Origin of the sequence: Acinetobacter sp. Lyrl_1 (assembly GCF_051948795.1) — a bacterium.
In the GTDB taxonomy this organism is placed as follows: domain Bacteria; phylum Pseudomonadota; class Gammaproteobacteria; order Pseudomonadales; family Moraxellaceae; genus Acinetobacter; species Acinetobacter towneri.
The window spans coordinates 1-17649 of sequence record NZ_JAYJLK010000045.1; the positions used below are offsets into that span (position 1 = coordinate 1).

At 35.9% G+C, this 17649-nt stretch carries 14 protein-coding genes and 1 pseudogene; 7 read left to right on the forward strand and 8 right to left on the reverse strand.

Annotated elements, in window-relative coordinates:
• The 3 genes and pseudogenes from VF675_RS11765 to repM form a co-directional block, all read right to left on the reverse strand.
• Nucleotides 1-1005, reverse strand: a pseudogene (locus VF675_RS11765) (hypothetical protein); the annotation flags it as partial.
• Between the two features lie 392 nt (nt 1006-1397).
• Nucleotides 1398-1919, reverse strand: a complete 522-nt coding sequence (locus VF675_RS11770; RefSeq protein ID WP_440205265.1) for a plasmid replication DNA-binding protein — start codon at nt 1917-1919, stop codon at nt 1398-1400.
• 78 nt (nt 1920-1997) lie between these two features.
• Nucleotides 1998-2927 carry a replication initiation protein RepM gene (repM, locus tag VF675_RS11775; protein ID WP_180169655.1) on the reverse strand — a complete coding sequence of 310 codons (930 nt, stop codon included), beginning with the start codon at nt 2925-2927 and terminating at the stop codon, nt 1998-2000.
• A gap of 2587 nt (nt 2928-5514) precedes the next feature.
• Here repM and VF675_RS11780 point away from each other — a divergent pair.
• From VF675_RS11780 to VF675_RS11790, 3 genes are all read left to right on the forward strand, one after another.
• Nucleotides 5515-6822 carry a hypothetical protein gene (locus tag VF675_RS11780; RefSeq protein WP_440205266.1) on the forward strand — a complete coding sequence of 436 codons (1308 nt, stop codon included), beginning with the start codon at nt 5515-5517 and terminating at the stop codon, nt 6820-6822.
• Nucleotides 6823-7312: 490 nt separating this feature from the next.
• Nucleotides 7313-8716 (forward strand): AAA family ATPase, encoded by a 1404-nt coding sequence (locus VF675_RS11785; protein ID WP_218955507.1) that lies wholly within the window; start codon nt 7313-7315, stop codon nt 8714-8716.
• A gap of 11 nt (nt 8717-8727) precedes the next feature.
• Nucleotides 8728-9621 carry an RloB family protein gene (locus VF675_RS11790; protein WP_180184040.1) on the forward strand — a complete coding sequence of 298 codons (894 nt, stop codon included), beginning with the start codon at nt 8728-8730 and terminating at the stop codon, nt 9619-9621.
• A 149-nt stretch (nt 9622-9770) separates the two neighbouring features.
• On the opposite strand, the gene VF675_RS11795 is transcribed toward VF675_RS11790, so the two are convergent.
• Nucleotides 9771-10316, reverse strand: coding sequence for a helix-turn-helix domain-containing protein (locus tag VF675_RS11795; RefSeq protein ID WP_005176794.1), 546 nt, complete (start codon nt 10314-10316; stop codon nt 9771-9773).
• Nucleotides 10317-10408: 92 nt separating this feature from the next.
• Between VF675_RS11795 and VF675_RS11800 the strand changes: the two genes are divergently transcribed.
• On the forward strand, nt 10409-11287 hold the full coding sequence (locus tag VF675_RS11800; protein ID WP_067732190.1) for a DMT family transporter: 879 nt from the start codon (nt 10409-10411) through the stop codon (nt 11285-11287).
• Between the two features lie 197 nt (nt 11288-11484).
• Nucleotides 11485-12096 (forward strand): recombinase family protein, encoded by a 612-nt coding sequence (locus VF675_RS11805; protein ID WP_286381513.1) that lies wholly within the window; start codon nt 11485-11487, stop codon nt 12094-12096.
• 98 nt (nt 12097-12194) lie between these two features.
• On the opposite strand, the gene VF675_RS11810 is transcribed toward VF675_RS11805, so the two are convergent.
• Complete coding sequence (locus VF675_RS11810) at nt 12195-13520, reverse strand: ISNCY family transposase (protein WP_440205267.1); 1326 nt, start codon at nt 13518-13520, stop codon at nt 12195-12197.
• Between the two features lie 232 nt (nt 13521-13752).
• On the opposite strand from VF675_RS11810, the gene VF675_RS11815 reads away from it, so the two are divergent.
• Both VF675_RS11815 and VF675_RS11820 read left to right on the forward strand, forming a co-directional pair.
• On the forward strand, nt 13753-14853 hold the full coding sequence (locus VF675_RS11815) for a patatin-like phospholipase family protein (protein ID WP_440205268.1): 1101 nt from the start codon (nt 13753-13755) through the stop codon (nt 14851-14853).
• Nucleotides 14854-14951: 98 nt separating this feature from the next.
• Nucleotides 14952-15806: a ComEC/Rec2 family competence protein gene (locus VF675_RS11820; RefSeq protein WP_440205269.1), complete on the forward strand. Its 855-nt coding sequence runs from the start codon at nt 14952-14954 to the stop codon at nt 15804-15806.
• A 29-nt stretch (nt 15807-15835) separates the two neighbouring features.
• On the opposite strand, the gene VF675_RS11825 is transcribed toward VF675_RS11820, so the two are convergent.
• The 3 genes from VF675_RS11825 to VF675_RS11835 all read right to left on the reverse strand — a co-directional run.
• Nucleotides 15836-16138, reverse strand: a complete 303-nt coding sequence (locus tag VF675_RS11825; RefSeq protein ID WP_440205270.1) for a helix-turn-helix domain-containing protein — start codon at nt 16136-16138, stop codon at nt 15836-15838.
• Nucleotides 16131-16487, reverse strand: a complete 357-nt coding sequence (locus VF675_RS11830) for a type II toxin-antitoxin system RelE/ParE family toxin (protein WP_440205271.1) — start codon at nt 16485-16487, stop codon at nt 16131-16133. Before VF675_RS11830 ends, VF675_RS11825 begins: the two co-directional genes overlap by 8 nt.
• 619 nt (nt 16488-17106) lie before the next feature.
• A partial coding sequence (locus VF675_RS11835) for a YadA-like family protein (protein ID WP_440205272.1) occupies nt 17107-17649 on the reverse strand: 543 nt, incomplete at its 5' end.

A 17649-nucleotide genomic window follows, 5' to 3' on the forward strand; every position in this document is an offset into this window, starting at 1 on the left:
GGTTTCTAAAGCGTCAGTACGAATTTCTACTGCATCAGTACGGGTTTCTAAAGCGTCAGTACGAATTTCCACTGCATCAGTACGGGTTTCTAAAGCGTCAGTACGAATTTCCACTGCATCTACTAAATCACTTACAACTCTTAATTGAGATACATTTACTGCATCAGTGTCATTCGCACCAGCAGCTACACCTGTAATACGACGTTGCTGTATAACTGCAATAGTTTCTTGAGTATCTTTATCTTTAACTAATGTCTCTTTACCAATATTTAGCTCACCAACTACTTGACTATTTACACCTACAGCACCTTTCTCTTCCAAATAAGCCTTATCTTTTAAACTCGTTCCTGTAGCTTTAGCACCTTGACCTAGTGCAATACTCCCTGCATGTGTTGCTTCTGCCCTATCACCAAGTGCTATTGAACCTGTTTTGGTAGCCTCAGCCCCCCCCCCCAATGCAACAGCAAATGCACCATCTGCTTTAGTGCCATTACCTAAAGCAACAGAACTTGTATGAGCATTTGTATTTAGACCAATCGCGACAGCAGAAGCCCCAGATTTTGCACCATTACCAATTGCAACAGCATAACTTTCGTTCGCGCTACTTAATGCACCAATAGCTACAGTTCCTGCCCCGTTTGTCTTTGCATGTGGACCAACTGCTGTACTACGATATCCTTCAGACTTTGCATAATTACCTAATGCTATCGATTGCTCACCTAGTGCTTTCGCATTACCTCCCACTGCCGCTGAGTTTTTCTCAGTAGCTTCAGAATTATAACCAACGGCAACTGATCCTATATTAATCGCTTTAGAATTATCACCTACTGAAATTGTGTAATCGCCATCCGAATTTGAATTTTCACCAATTGCAATAGCATTACTTCCAGTTGCATTACCGACTACAATATTGTAAGGAGCAGCACTAACCTCCCCACCCCATAGAAAACAGCTTAAAGATAAATACCCTAACTTAGAACTATATTTAGAATTAAAAAAAAACATAACAACTCAAAAGTATTAAAAATAACCAAGATAACTTATCAATAATCACATAATTCTTCAATTACAAAGAACTAAGAAAAATAGTTTATATATATAGGACTTACGCACTATCATTTATAGATTCTCTGTGGCAGCAGATGAACATAAAAATCATTAATTATTATTCTCAATTATATCAAATCTTGTAAGTAATTAAAATTTAAGATTTTCTAAAATTAACATAATACACCTTATACGAAATGCGTTATAATTCCACTTAGAAATCAATGCTGTAGTTTCTAGTTGATAGCCCATCTTCCCCAAGGTGGGTTTTTTTTATGATTTTTCACGTTCCACGCCTATTCTTTGACCAATGTTTCACGACTTTGTTCATATTAGTTAAACAATTATGGTTAATCATAGGGTCTAAAAAAACGGCTCCAAAAGCCCCTTTTTTCAGGTTCAGGTTCCACATATTCAGGGATTGGAATCCGTTTAGGTTCGGTAGTAGTCAATCCGTCATGTTTCGTATCATCGGTGCTCGGTTCTGGCTGTACTTGAGCTGCATTCGCTTGCACCTGTTCTTGATCGGTAAACGTAGTCATATTGGTTTTTGGGGCTTCCAATAAGCGCTGCATCGTTTCAATCTGGTTTTGATAAAAGGATTCCCGGTCTTTGGCATCCAAAAGCTGATTTTTCAGCATGTCTATCTGTTGCCTAAGTAGTAAAACTTCTGCCGAATTTGGACTGTCTATTTTTACAGACTCTTTTACATCTAGTTTTTTTGAGGGTTCACCAAAAACACGGATAGCCTCGGCTAGATCAATTTTATTATCAGAATTTTTACTTAAAATTCCTTTCTTTATGTTGTTGTAAATCGTTTGTCTATTGATATTGTAAAGCTTAGAAAGCTCAAGAACTGTAAGGCTTTTCATGCTGTAACTCTATGCCTAAACCTGTCAAAAGTTGTTGTCTATTAGACTGCCTAATAGACAAATGATCAAGTATGAATTTTAAGCAGATTGGTAGCCAACTTTTTGAAGATAAGGGAATAATTCTTGGAATTTTTTTGAATCTTGGAGCATTTCTGCAATGCGTATAGCAAATTGCTGGTAGCTCTCGGTGCCTTCTGAATATCGCCCCATTTCAGGTAATTCAGAAAGTTTATTGGCAAAGAGATGGCGTTGTTTATCACTCATTTTGGAGAAGGTGTTTAACGTATCTGCTCCTTTAATTACTTTGTCTGAGCCGGTTTTCTTCTGCTTAAAGCTGAAAGAAAAACCTGAAATTGAACGCCCCTTTTTATGTTGCTCATATTTAGCTGTTATATCGGTTAATTCATTTACTTGCTTAAGGGCAAAATCTAAAACATATGTTTTAAAGTTACTCATTGTTTTGTATTGATGAGCTTCGACACCAAGTTGTTGTCTGAAGATAGCTAGATCAAAAATTGGCGTTTTGCCCGCAGATCTCCATTGAATTAATAGTTCGTATAACCGAATAGCATAAGAGCTAGTTAACCTGGAAACTTGCTGTAATTCATATTTAGTGAAGTTTTCTTCCAGTCGCGTTATGAGGGGAACAATGTCTTGTGTAAATCGTAGGAAAACGATTCCAGATTGTGGCTCATATCCAATTTTATCAACCCAACGACAGTGAAAGCTACGGTCCTTACCTGTCTTAGGATTAATGTCATGGTATGTCACATAGCGATCAAATAAGCTTTTAGATGCATCTCGAAGTACGGTATAGGCAGTGTGTTTCTCGACATTAAAGGTATTTATATAACTACTTGCATGTACTTCTAAAAGACTATTTTCAGTTATCCCATGTCCTGTTTCTCGAGCTTCAGCAATGGCTAATAGGATCAGTCTTTGTTCAACTGTATCTAAGGTATAGCTGGCTTGAATTAAAGCATTATCCTTTACGATTAATTCACTCATTTCTAATAATAAATTTATAATTAAACTAGGTCGTACAATAGACTATTTTAATTGAATTGTAAATCAACTTAATTTAAGGTCGATAAACCTAGCTTTAAGGTCGATAAACCTAGTTTTATGGGTCGATAAACCTAGTTTTATGGGTCGATAAACCTAGTTTTATGGGTCGATAAACCTAGTTTTATTAACTCTGAAACCATTATGAATAAAGGGTTGTAGCTTACTTAAAAGTATTCAAAAGATTAAAAATAATTAAAAGCCAAATTTATGAAAGAAAATTGCCCTTGGTTTTCGCTTCGCTCAAACTCTATTGAATCTCGCTTACGCTCGATTCGAGGGGCAATTTTTGGGTTAATGTTTTCGTGACTTTTAGAAAAAGCAAAAACAACTCGGAATTCGCTACGCTCATAGTACTTTTTTGCTCGCTTCGCTCGGTCTAAATCCAAATTTTTGCATGTGATTTACGCTTTCTTAGGCTAATTAGCCTAAAAAGCTGTTTCTCAGAGAGTCTAGGCGCGAATTTCAATCATTTCACTCGTAGACACTCGTTCTATACCTTTCTTTGAAAATCGGGCTTAAAACGCAAATGAGAGCAAAATAGAAGGGGGTAGGATTAGCCAGGGCAAAAGGGAATGATATTTATTTTTCAAATGAATAGAGGATGGGACTGACACAATGTATCAGTCCCAGGAAGTTATAAAATCTATTTGGGAAACCCCAAAAGATTCAGAAGCTTTTTAAAGTTAATCTTTAGGTATCTAAGATCTTAAAAAGATCTCATTTCAAGATTCATGAACATATCCTCTCGCGCTGAGGAGTGCGTGTAATTATCGGATTAGCACCTATTTTGATTTTTACCAGATCAAAAAAACTGGTTTTTACTTCATTTGAGCTTCTTGTTTTCAAAGAGCTTTGACCGAGCTATTGAAAGCATCCACACTAAATTTTGTAAAAAATAGAATGAGCCTTTATTCCAGTAGGTTCATACACTGCCTTTGCTGTAACGCTACAAAGATTACGGGAAGAAACGATTCCAGCGTTTCAGGACAGACTCCTGAATCAGATTGTTTTCAAGTAAACAATCAAACTGGTGACCTTTTCGGAATTGTTTGAAGTTCCCACCTCTGTTTCTGAGTGACCAAACTCAGAAATGACTTACGCCACCTGCGTAACTCAAACAATTCCAATTTACAGAACATTATCAAACTCGCATACGTTCGTGTTTTCGTCTCCATGCTCGCCTATTTTTATACAGACTTGAATGGTTAATGTATTTCCTGGAAATACGCCTACTCTCACGATCTCCCATCGGGTTCAGGATTTTTCGTTTCTATCAGCCAAATGAGGGCCTTTAGAAGTTTTATTACCTTAGTAGCCATCACATCTTTCGATGATGATGGATCTGTTTTAAGAGCTACCAAAAAACACCTACTCCCGAGTTTCCCACTTTAGTTTTAAAGTTCGCATAACATCAAAATGTTATGGGGTTACTAGACCTTTCACTCGACTCTAATCTTCATTGTTTTGGCATCCTGCCTTCGATATGTCGTCGCTCCGAAAACACACTTAAAAAGATTAGATTTGGTGACTAGACCAATCAGGTTTTTACACCCTTTTATAACCATCCCACGCACCTCTCTATAGGCGCTAATCGGTTGAGCTATTCGACGAAGGCTGTGTTACCACAGCCCACGAATGGAAAACATCTAATGAAAATGTTTCCAACTCCACAGAATCCCCTGCTTGGCAGTTTCAATCTGTGATCTCCCCGAGCGGGCAAACAGATGAAGGCTTACTAGACCTCATTCCCAAAAAATGGGTTACATCAATTTGGCTTGTTAACGTACCGGCATCATGCCAATGTACTCAGCTACTTTAAAACGGCTGCTAATGAATCAGGTCTTCAGACTCAGTGTCATCAACAGTTTTTCAGTGTCGCCCAATAACCGCCTACCGAGCGAAAATGTATGGGTAGGTGGAATAAATTGGCATCGCCAATTTATGTTGGATCGGATAGAAAGCTGGCTGACACATGAATTTCCTGAAGGATACTCATGCTGACACCAACAAGCCTCCTGCATAGCCCTACCAGCAAGGATTTCCCCTGCATAGAGCTTTACGCCACGAAGTGAACTGGATAGCAATTCCAGTTCCATTGATAAGCAAGGATGGTCAGTCCTTAGCTTGTTCTGTAAATCAAAACTAAGGATGGTCAGTCCCTAGTTATTGGGTCTGACCTACGCCATCTTTGCAAGTCTGCAAATTTCATTTTCCTGTCAGGGAAAATATCGTAGTAATGGTTTTATACCATTCGAAATCCACTGCTGAAATGGGGGGGACAATGTTTTTCCGTTAATCTCAAGGAGCAACTTAACTACAAAAAATTGTCCCCCCAAGCCCCCTTTCAGGGGGCTAAAAACCCTTCGGGTTTTACTAAGTTATTGTAAAATAAATTTTTATAAGTATTTGTATATTAAGTGAAAAAGTAAAAAAATTGACGTCTGGAAGAGTTGATATATTTTGTCTATGTTGTACTATGGAATAGCTACTACGCCTTATCTTTTTTATGACAAAAGGATAAGTTTTTATGTACTTTTTCACGACTTCTGACGCTTTAACCATGTCAGCTCTACATCGTGTCGTTTACTTGGGGAAAGCCAGCTACTATAAAAAAATAATCGTTGATTTGAGCAAAGCTCCGGATACTATTCCCAAACTTATGCATAAGTTTTCTGTGGATTTAAATGGTTCGCAGAGAGGCAAGTTGCATGACGAAAAAGGGTTATGTAGTGGGCATATGGTTGTTCAACTCAACCAGCAGCTTTACAGTAAAAAAGAGTGTTATATCTTTATTTTGATCACTCTTCCAAAAAAAATCCGTGAGAAACAATCGGTACTGTCTGATCTTCTAGACAAGCTTGAATTAACTGAAGCTCAGTTAAAAAGAATGAGTCCTGCAGAACGCTTCTCAGTCGTCATGGATTTTCAACGAAAAATAATCAGAAGTAGCTTTAAGGAACTCGATGGCACCTCAGCTCGAGATCATTTCTACTGTTTACATCACCGTGATGAGCGAATCATTTTTTATGCCAAAAATGGCATGCCTAAAGTCGTTTTACGCCTTTCTGACCGTTCGCCTAAAAGGTTATCTGAGATAAAAAAAATGGAGGAATTGAAGCAAAAAAATGGAGATCCAGTAAGGGAAATTAAGTCAGCTGCATGGACTTGGCATATGACATCTCAATATAAAAATTACATTCAGAATGTATGTATCAAAGGGGTTCAGAAAAAATTAGCTCAAAAGAAAATAGCTAAACGAAAGGCTTACGAAGCTACTAACAAAGCCAGCCCAACAAAATCTCAATTAACCACCTGGCTCAATGATGCTGAATTACGGCAAGCGATTCAAGAAGGTGCCGGGGCAATCCGGACAATACCGGGATTTCGGGGAACTTTGGCAGACTTAGGGGAAATTTGTCTGGCACTCGAAAAACGTTATAACAGGCAATCTTTAAAAAGTCGCAAAAAAAATCATGCTAAGGCTAATCAAGGGAAGAGGACTTTCCCTATTCAAGAGGCTTTTCACTTAGATCAATTGAAGAAAGAAGCTTTTTACAGTACTCGGATAAATTTTGAAATCAAGAGTTTTGATGAGCTACTTCAAAGGGTCGAGGATTTTTCAAGGACCTTAGAAAATGCTGTAGTGGAGCAAGTTGATGTTAAGGATATCAATGCTGAGGACGAGCTGGAAAAATGGGTACGTTCAGAGCTAATTAAAAAGCTGATGGATTTAAACCGAGCAATGGACAAACCTCAGAGTAAGAATGAGGTATTGTCTGAGGTAGATGTAAAAGTTAAGGGAATACTAAGAAAGATTAAATATTTAAAGTATTAAGCACTTATTCGTCTGTAGGATTTTGTTCAAATGAACAAGTTGTTCGCCTGGGAGATTTTGTTCAAACGAACAAATTGTTCGTCTGCGGGATTTTGTTCAAACGAACAAATTGTTCGTCTGCGGGATTTTGTTCAAATGAACAAGTTGTTCGTCTGTGGGATTTTGTTCAAACGAACAAGTTGTTCGCCTGGGAGATTTTGTTCAAACGAACAAATTGTTCGTCTGCGGGATTTTGTTCAAACGAACAAATTGTTCGTCTGCGGGATTTTGTTCAAACGAACAAATTGTTCGTCTGCGGGATTTTGTTCAAACGAACAAGTTGTTCGTCTGTGGGATTTTGTTCAAACGAACAAGTTGTTCGTCTACAGTGCTTTGACTATATACCTAGGCTTCGCATAAGAGATTTTATGTTAAATAGGTGATTTGGTCACTTTTAGATTAAAAAAAATTGCTTTTTATATAGAATAGTTTAGATTCTTACCTATTATAAGTGAAAAAATCACATACAGATATGTTAGCTAATTTTCGAGTCCTAAATTTTCTTTCTTTTGCCGAGTTGAATACTTTATCTTTAGTAAAAGGAAAAACTAGACAGCATCCTAATCATGTCTACACTACGCCAGTTTTAGATCTTCTAAAATTCTCTACTATCTATGGTGCGAACGGTGCTGGAAAATCTAATATTATCAAAGCAATTAAATTTTCAAAGCAGTGTATTACTGAAAATGAATTAAATATTGTTCATAAAAAATCTTATTGTAGAACTAATATTATCAATAAAGATTTAGAATCCAGTTTTGAATATGAAATTATTATTAATAAAGTAATTTATTCCTATGGTTTTTCTATTTTGTTATCCAAAGGAGAACTGAAAAAAGAATGGATGTATGAAATTAAAGGAGAAGAAGAATTTCCTTTATTCACGATGGAATATGAAACTAAAAAATTAGAAATTGATATTGATAATTTAACTAATAGTGCTAGAGATAGAGCTAGGCTGCTTACTTATGTAGAAGATTTTAAAGAGTTAAAAAAACATGATGAAAGTTTATTCCTACATTTCTTGAATGATACGAAAAGTGATTTTTCTAAAGATAGTAAAGCATTTATTTTTAATAAAGTATTCTTCTGGTTTGAGAGAAAACTTGAAGTTATATCTCCTACGCAAGCGGCAGATCGTAGCCTAACTTATTTAGAAGAAAGTGATGAATCTATTGAAAATTTTTTAAAAGATTTTGGTACAGGAATTACAGGTATACATGTAGAAGATATTCAACTCGATGAAATATACAAAGTTGAAGATCCAAAATTTATTGATTTCGTAAAAGAGGATGTGGATGAAAAACTTCAATATCTTCAAGATAATATACAGAAAATTGAAAAAATAGATAAAAATATTAGAGAATTCTCAGCAATGATGCGAACTGAGAATAACTTATATTCTATAAAAGTTAACATTGATGGTGATATTAACTTTAGAGTTATTAAGTTTTGCCATTATATGGATGGTGAATATTATACTTTAGGTGAGGAATCTGACGGTACTGTAAGATTGCTGGAACTTTACGATATTATTAAAAATAAAAATGAAAAAATATTCGTTGTTGATGAGTTAGATCGCAGTTTACATCCAAATCTTACATTTAATTTTGTTAAAAAATATCTTTCAATAGAGAACAAATCACAGCTGATTGTTTCTACTCATGAAGATCGAATTTTAGATTTGAATATTATGAGACGAGATGAAATTTGGTTTGTAGAAAAAAATGATATTGGAGAAAGTAAAATATACTCATTAGAAGAGTTTAAAACTCGGTTTGATAAGGACATTATGACAGCATATTTAGATGGTCGTTATGGTAGTATTCCTAAGTTCAAGTTTTTTAATAATTAAATGAGAAAACTGTGGGATTTAGACTTACAAATAAAGCTCCTAGCCAAGCTAGGGATGTAGAAGAGCCGAAAGCGCCGAAACCTAAACTATTTTTTGTTGTGGAAGGGGCTGAAACTGAAGGGCTTTATATCCGTGAATTTAAGAATGCATTTGTTGATAAAATTTTAGGTGAAATAGTTTTTCTAGATAGGGAAGATGGTACAAAGTCTCATCAGCTAATTGTAGTTAAATCGATTGATACATATTTTAAATTAACTACTAATTTAAATGAGGACGTGATCCACCAAATAGGTGTTATCAAAGAAGAAATTCTTACAGAAACAGAATCGACATTAGAAGGACTTCAAGAAAAGCTTGATCTTATACATCAATTGATTGGTGATGAAAATTATCAAATTTTATTTGGTAACTTAGCATTGGTTAAAGATAAGCCATTAGAAATGTTAAATGCCATAGTTGAATTAAAAGGATTTGAGCATGGAATTGATAAAATTCTAATAATTATTGATAGGGATAAGCAAAGCTTTAAAGAGTATCAGTATGATGAAGTCTTAGAAATTTCTGAAAAGAATGGGTACAGCCTTGGCATATCAAATCCTTGTTTTGAAATTTTCCTTTTATTACATTTGAATGATATCAATCATTTAGATAGAGATTTGGCTTTTGAGAATAAAAGAATTAGACCAAAATCAAGAGTAAAGTATATGCCTCATGCTTTGGATAATGAGTTGAAAAAAGTTTCTAAAAGATATACTAGCAAAAGTAATTATGACGCAAAGTATATTGTCTCTAAATTTGAAGATTTACCAAAAAATATTATTGATTCACAAATATCGACAGATCCTAAGGAACTCAAAGATAATATTGGAACATCAATTTATGAAATTATTAAACCTTATCTTTAATTTTTTTTAAAATTAACATAATGCACGTTATACGAAGCTATAAAACTGAGTTTATAACACTGATTTTTATGTATTTTTTAAAGTTTAAAGCCTAGACCAGTGTCTAGGCTTTTTCATTTCGTATAATAACCATTATGTTGAATGATCTGCTAATGAATAACATTTCTCACAAATTTTACCTGTTCATCACTTTTATTATGATATGAGTACAAAGTAGAGCTGGAAAAAATAAACGAATCTTCAGGGCCTAGAATCTTAAATTGACCTTCAATTTCAAGTGTTAACTCTCCATGGATGATATAGAGCATTTCTTTCCAGCCTTCTGGATCAGGTTCAGCTATATAAGAATCGCCAGCTGCTAGTGACCATATCCACATTTCTGTCTGTGTACCGTTATCCACTGTACCCAGTAAATTTGCATAGCTTTCTGTATGATTGCCTTTCCAAGCTAAGATATTTGTACAAGAGTGTTGAATTTTTGAATCTAGCGGACTAACTAAAGTACTAAAACTAATATTTAGGGCATTTGCTATAGCATCTAATTTAGCCAAACTAATATTTATTTGATCTGCTTCTAAAGCAATTATTGTACGTCTGCTTACCCCTGAACGATCAGCAAGCTCTTGTTGAGTCAGTTCTATTTTCTCTCGAAAAAAACGAATATTTTTTCCTAAAAATTCAAGGACAGTGTTCATTCTGAGTATTCACAAGTTTAATGTGCAATATATTGCACTATAAACAAGATGGATGCAATAATAGTGCAGTATATTTCACTTTAGATTTTGTAATGTCCTTAATTCATGTCTTAAAAGAAAGATTACCTCCTGAGATCGTACTTGTATTTATAACTATGATTTGGGGAGGAACCTTTTTAGCTGTTCACTATGTCCTTAATTACACGACTCCTATTTTCTTTGTTGGTTGCCGATTTCTGGTTGCTGCTATGATTTTGCTTATTTTTACGTTTAAGTATCTAAAAAAGATAAGTAAAGATGATGTTATTGCGGGTATTTCGATAGGTGCCGTACTAGCACTTTCATACGGACTTCAAACTATAGGTTTAAAGACGATAACAAGTAGTGAGTCTGCATTTTTAACAGCACTATATATTCCTCTTGTACCAATATTAATCTGGATTTTTTATCGGAAGCTTCCAAATATCTTTATTTGGATTGGAATATTTTTTTCCTTTATTGGTTTGATACTTCTAACAGGGAATGATTTTAGGGGCGTTAACTTTAATTTAGGACAAATTTTTACTCTTTTGAGTGCGCTGGGAATAGCCCTTGAAATCATTTTGATCAGTAAGTTTGCAGGTAGAGTCGATTTAAAGAATGTCACTATCATCCAATTAGTAGTAGCGTCTATTTTCTGTTTTTTTATCATGCCTTTCGCAGGAGAAACGGAAATTCCTAATATTTCATGGCAACTCGTAGTAGTTACATTAAGTCTGGGATTTGCCAGCACACTCATTCAATTTGCTATGAATTGGGCACAACGTACTGTAGATCCTTCTAGGGCCGCTATTATCTATTCAGGTGAGCCTGTTTGGGCAGCAATATTCGGAAGGCTGGCAGGAGAGCGTTTACCCTTTTTAGCTCTTATTGGTGGGCTTTGTGTCATTTTAGGAATATTAATTAGTGAGATAAAAACTAAAAAGAAATAGTTTTATTATTGAGTTTCTCTAAAATTAACATAATAGGCGTTATACGAATTCCCAAGGCATGGCTTTTAGTCATGCTTTTTTTATCAAAAGAGTATAGCTGAATGATAGCGAGCCAAATCGCATACAATCTCTATCATTAGACTTAGTGCAACAATTAAATGATAGTGTTATCATTAATCTAATAGAGTTAAGATTAAATGATAAAAATGAATACACGTATTTATCTACGAGCTTCAACTAAAGATCAAGATGCAGAAAGGGCTTTGCAGATTCTTCAGGATCTAAACCAAAACTTGAATTTGGGCGAAACCATTGTATACGTGGAAAACTATAGTGGTATGAAGTTAGATCGACCTGAATTGAATAAGCTACTGTCAGAAGCAAATCAAGGTGACACCTTGTTGGTTGAAAGTATTGATCGATTATCACGCCTAACCCAACAGGATTTTCAAGAGTTGAAGCGCAGGATTCAGGAGAAGGGACTTCGTTTAGTCGTAGCAGATCTTCCTACTACCTACCAAATGATTCAAACCAGTGACAGCATTACTCATTCAATCCTGGAACTCATCAATAATATGTTGATTGATCTTTTGGCAACGATGGCTCGTCTGGACAATGAGAAACGTATAGAACGTATTAAGCAGGGCCTGACACGTTCGGGTTATAAACCAACAGGCAAGAAGGCAAATGAGGCTAAGCACAAACGGATAAAAGAATTGCTAGCAGTTGGCAATATGACTAAGGAAGAAATTGCCAAAGCAGTGAATTGTGGAGTTGCAACTGTTTATCGAGTTGCTAAAGTTATCTAAAAGAGGCTTATCTCAACGCGCCCCAATGGGGATCCGCTGCATTCAGGTTTGTTATTCCTAAGTAGAAATGTCCTACCTTAAAACCAAATAGAAATGTCCTATACAGACATTTCCAAGTCAAGCACAGGATTCAGATTTCGTTCTTTGATTACTGTCTTCTGTGCACGTCTGCTTGGCATAGATTGAGAACGATTACGTTTGTTTTGCTGTTCCAATTCTTCATGCTGTTGTTGAATATGATTGAGAACTGCACCTAAACGTTTATTCTCAGCAATCTCTCGCTGGTTAAGCTGACTTAATTTATCGAAGATGCTGTAATTGATTTTTCTTCCCTGATATTCAATCGCGACTGTACCATCCGGGTATTCCAGGAACTCAAGATACTTACTAATCAATCTTTGGTTTTCTTCCGTGTTTTCCAGGAGATATACGCATTTATCATAAGTAATCGTCAGGCTATTCGTGACTCTGCGGGGTTCACGCCAGGTAAAAATATCATCTAATTCTTCGGCTGTTTCAGTGACAGTCCGGTGTAGATCCTTGGGATTAAAGGCCATCTTGGCAAACTTCTGATTGAATTGCTCAATGAAGCAGGGTAGCCAGGCATTCGCTTGTTCAATCGAACAGATGCCTTCCAGGCGCATTTCTTTGATCAGACGGTCCTGAAGCGTTCTATTGGCTCGTTCTACACGGCCTTTGGCCTGTGGTGAATTAGCGAAGATAATATCGATATTCAGGGTGCTGAGTACGCGCCCAAATTGCGTAATCTTGGTGTCTTTCTTGCTGCTTTGATTCACCCTGAAGACTGAATGTTTATCGCTGTAGAAGGCTAAAGGCTTACCATGCTGCTCAACATACAAACGTGTTGAAATCATATAGTCAAAGGCTGATTCTGACTCACAGAAGCGTAAGTGCTGCAATTTTCCTGTGGCGTCATCGATAAACACCAATAGACAGCATTTAGGGGCTCTTCCTTCAAACCAGTCATGATGTGAGCCATCAATTTGGATCAGTTCACCATAACAGTCCCGGTTATAACGAGGCTGATATGGGCGTTTCAGGCGTTTGGAGCGAGGAATCCATAAATCGGCTGCAATCATCCAGGAACGCAGGGTTTCCACTGAAATATCGAATCCATGAATGGTAGTCAGCTTTTCATGCGCTAAAGTGGGTCCGAAACCATGGAATTGCTCAGCAACCATATTGAGGCACTTGAGCCTGAGTTCTTCAGGAAGCCTGGAATTGCTGGTTTGACCACGACCGGCATGGGCTAATGCAGCTGGGCCTTGAGCTTTGTATTTTTGCAGTAAACGCCTGATCTGACGTTCTGAAATATGAAGTAGCTGAGCAGCCTGGGATTGAGTTATACGTTGATCGCAGATTTCCTGCAAGACCGACAATCGTTTAAGTTCTTTATCCGACATAGACACCAACATATCAAACCGTCCGCTTCGATAATCGCAAAAGCGCATATTCTAAAAGCGGACATTTTTACTTTGGAGAAACCGGACATTTCTATTTTGGAGTTACACAGGTTGCTTCACATAAGAGATTTTATGTTAAATACAAAAGTTTAGATTAGGATGAATAGCTAATAATATTTTTTTAAAGTTACAATCTGAAATATAAATAAGTTATTTCAAGTGAATTTTATCTATGAGTTTAGCTTCTTCTGATAATCAAATAATTAGTAACTATGATCTTCCACTAGCATTAGCATTATCTGGAGGTGGAATTCGAGCAATGATTTTTCATTTAGGAGTATTAAAATATTTGGCTGAAAAAAATAGATTGGAAAATATACAGCATATTTCAACGGTTTCTGGTGGTAGTTTAATATTAGGTCTTATTTTCAAAAGTAATGAAATGATTTGGCCAACATCTAAGATATTTTTGACAAATACGATACCTGATCTTAGGGGGAAATTATGCTCTAAAAGTCTAATGATGGGAATGATAAGGCAGCTCAAAAATCCTAAAAACTTTAAATTTTTATTATCTAGATCAAATTTATTGGCAAATACCTTGTATAGCGAATGGGGAATCAATTGTAAATTGTCTGAAATTCCTGATCATCCTGTATGGCATATCAATGCAACTACCGCAGAAACAGGGAAGAGATTTAGATTTAAAAAGGTAAATTTCGGAGAATATTCTCTAGGTTATACAGAAGAAACTGAAAAGTTTCCGTTAGCTCAAGCTATGGCTGTATCTGCTGCTTTTCCTGGTGGGATAGGCCCTTTAGTTGTCAATACGACTGATTATAAATGGCATAAAAGCTCTTGGGGAAAGAGGGAAACTGAGAAGAACGAGATCGTATTAAACTATACACATATACATCTATATGATGGTGGTGTGTATGACAATCTTGGTCTAGAACCATTCTTTGATACAGGAAAACAAGAGAAAAAAGAGTCAATTAGTTCTGAAACTGTACTTATTGTTTCTGATGCAGGAGCACCATTAGCACAAAATTTTCTTTCTAAGAAATTGAGTCCTTGGCGACTAAAACATATTACCGATATAATTTCTGATCAATCTAGAGCTTTACGTATTCGTTCTTTTATTAATTTTTCTAAAAATAATTTTGGACAAGGACTATATATAAATATAAAAGAATCAAAAATTCCGAAAGATAATAAAAATGCTATTTTTACACAGTCATTCCCAACGACTTTAAAAAAATTAGCAGAAAACGAGTTCGATATGATTCTAGATCATGGTTACGAGGCTTGTAAAATGAGAATGGGTTTGTAATCATCGAATAAGTTTAACTTATTGTTTTATGTACGAGAATTATGGATCCTAAACGAACTCGATTTAGAGCCTATCAGTTAAAGCAAACTGGTAGCTTAATGTCATATGCTACTAATGAAAATTTCACGCTTATCGAGGCCCGAATAGGGCCATGGAGTCGCCCTGGTTTAGAAGAAGAATTGCATACTTTCGATAAAACTAGAATTGATACTTTACATATTACAAGTTGGGATAGAGATCACTGTAAAAAGTCTGATTTAGAGGAAATATTATCTGATTTTAGACCATCAAGAATAGAATATCCTGGATATGAACCTCATTCTGATAATGGTCAAGAATGTTTAGATTTAATAATGAGTTATCAGACTTCTCAAAAAAGGAAAATTAAAGTAGACCCACCATATATAAAAAGTTTAGACCACTCAGAAAAATTAGGGTATAAAAATATTTTTTATCATCCAACTTGGTTATCGGAGTCATCAAATGATAACTCTACTGTTAAAATGTTTAGAACAGGTTCCTTTAATGTTCTTAGTTTAGGTGATGTTGAAAGGGAAGATATTGCATCATCTCTAAGGCGTAGCAAGTTTATATGTCAAGAAGTTGATGTTTTGATATTGGCTCACCACGGATCAGAATGTGCCTTAAATACAAAAAAATTCTTCTCTCATGTAAAACCTAAAATAACGATTTGTACAAGTGACTATCAAAATCAATATGAGCACCCAAGACCTTCTGTAAAACAAACCCTATACGATTTAGAAATTCCTGTTTATACGACAAAAACAGGAGATATCATTATAGAATCAATTAAAGGACATAGAGAACATTATAGGCTCACAAATTTCATTACAAATGGAGAAAAAATTAGTTCATCACGCGATTTTATAAGTAAAAAAAGTCATTTTTTGAAAATGAATTTAGATGCAAGAAGAAATCGATACTTAAAGTGAAATGGAAGCTAGAGCTCCCATTTTCATCGTTACACATTGAATCCTATATGTTTTCCTGTTGGAAGCTCTACATCAATACGGAGCTTTCCACCCATCGCTTCAACATACTTTTTCATGGTTGAAATCTTAAGGTCATTGCCACGGTTTTCGATTGCTGAAAGTGATGGTTGTTTGATCCCAAGAGTTTCAGCCAATTCTTTTTGGGAAATCTCTAATTCTTCTCGAATAAGGTGAAGCTGAGTTTTTAAAAGTAGTTCATCAGCCATTTGTTGAATACGAGCTTGGCTCTCTGGAGAGCGACTAGCCAATAATTCCTGTAAGGTTTTAGCCATTAGATTGATCTCCTAGGGTTGAGAGATGAAGTTCGTATTGCTCATCTGCAATATCCAGCATCTCTTTATAAAATCGCTTTTTTCCGCCTTTATCAGCAATGCACAGCACAATGGCTTGCCGTAATGGATCAAATGCGAAAAAGGCTCTCAGTGGTTTACCTCGATGTTGAACACGAAGCTCTTTCATGTTGGTAAATTTAGAGTCATAGACGGTATCTACTAAAGGGCGGCCTAAACTTGGTCCTTGCTGCTGTAGAACAACCAGGGCAGCCAGAACCTTCTCTTGTGTTGATTCGTCTTGCTGTTCAAGCCACTGATTAAATAGATCTGTCGTAATGACTGTCCACATACCACAACCAAAATATAGATTATAGTCTATATTTTAGGGGCATTATGCTTGTTTTGCAAATGAGAAATGATAGGCAATAAAAAAGCCCGACATCCTGTCGGGCTTTTTCGTATTGGGTGTTTAGGTATAACTCCTGTCGTACCTTACAGTCCTTGTGCGTATCTATGTTCTTATTATTGTGTGGAACTTCCTGTTCCTGATGAATCCATCATAGGAAATTGCAGCCAGGTCGTACAGGCGCAAAGGGCCGTAATTGACGTAAGCAAATGCGTACAAGACCGGCTAAAAACTGTCCCAGGTTTATCCGCAGGAAATGGGGATAATTTTAGATCCTGGGAAGTTGAGAACATTGGAAAAACCGAAAAATTGACTACTTTTTAAACAAAATTATTGGCAAGAACTAATACAAAGGATTAGTTTATATTATTTTGCTTATTAGATGAAAAATCCACTGATCCTCGCCCAATATAAAATAAAAAAACCGAAGCATGGGGATACTTCGGTAAAAGAGAAACTTTTATTTAAAAACGGCCTCGTTGCATAAATATATAAGCCATTGATTTTATCAGGTTAAAATTCTGATTAAAAAACAATAAAATTTACAGGCTCAATTTACAGTTTACTTCCACTGTACACCTACTGATGCCCCTCCCCCCCAACTACTACGAGAATTAGTTGTGCTTGCGAATTTCCAAACATAGTTTACTTGTGTATTAAAAAGTTTTTTATCTTGAGTTACACCTGAAGCACCAATAGCTAAACTTGTTTCCCCATCCCATGCACCTGTACCCAATGACAGCATTGAATAACCTTTTTCAGTTGGTTGTGGTAATGAAGCAATTGCGATTGCAGAAGCAATACCTGCTTTCGCGTCTTTATCGAATTTATTCACACGCTCATTAAGTTCGTCGACACGATTATTTACAATATTAAATTTTTCATTTGCTTGAGCTAAAACTTCTTGTTTTGCCAAATAAAGTTGTGAGCCATTAACAGCTTGAGAACTAGTTTCAGAAACTTCACCATCTGCAACATTTGAAAGAACGGTACCCGTATTGCCAGCTAACTCAATTTGAGAATAATTCGAGTCTTTTGAATATTTCACATTAAGTTTATCAGCCTCTTCTAAAGCGTCAGTACGAATTTCTACTGCATCAGTACG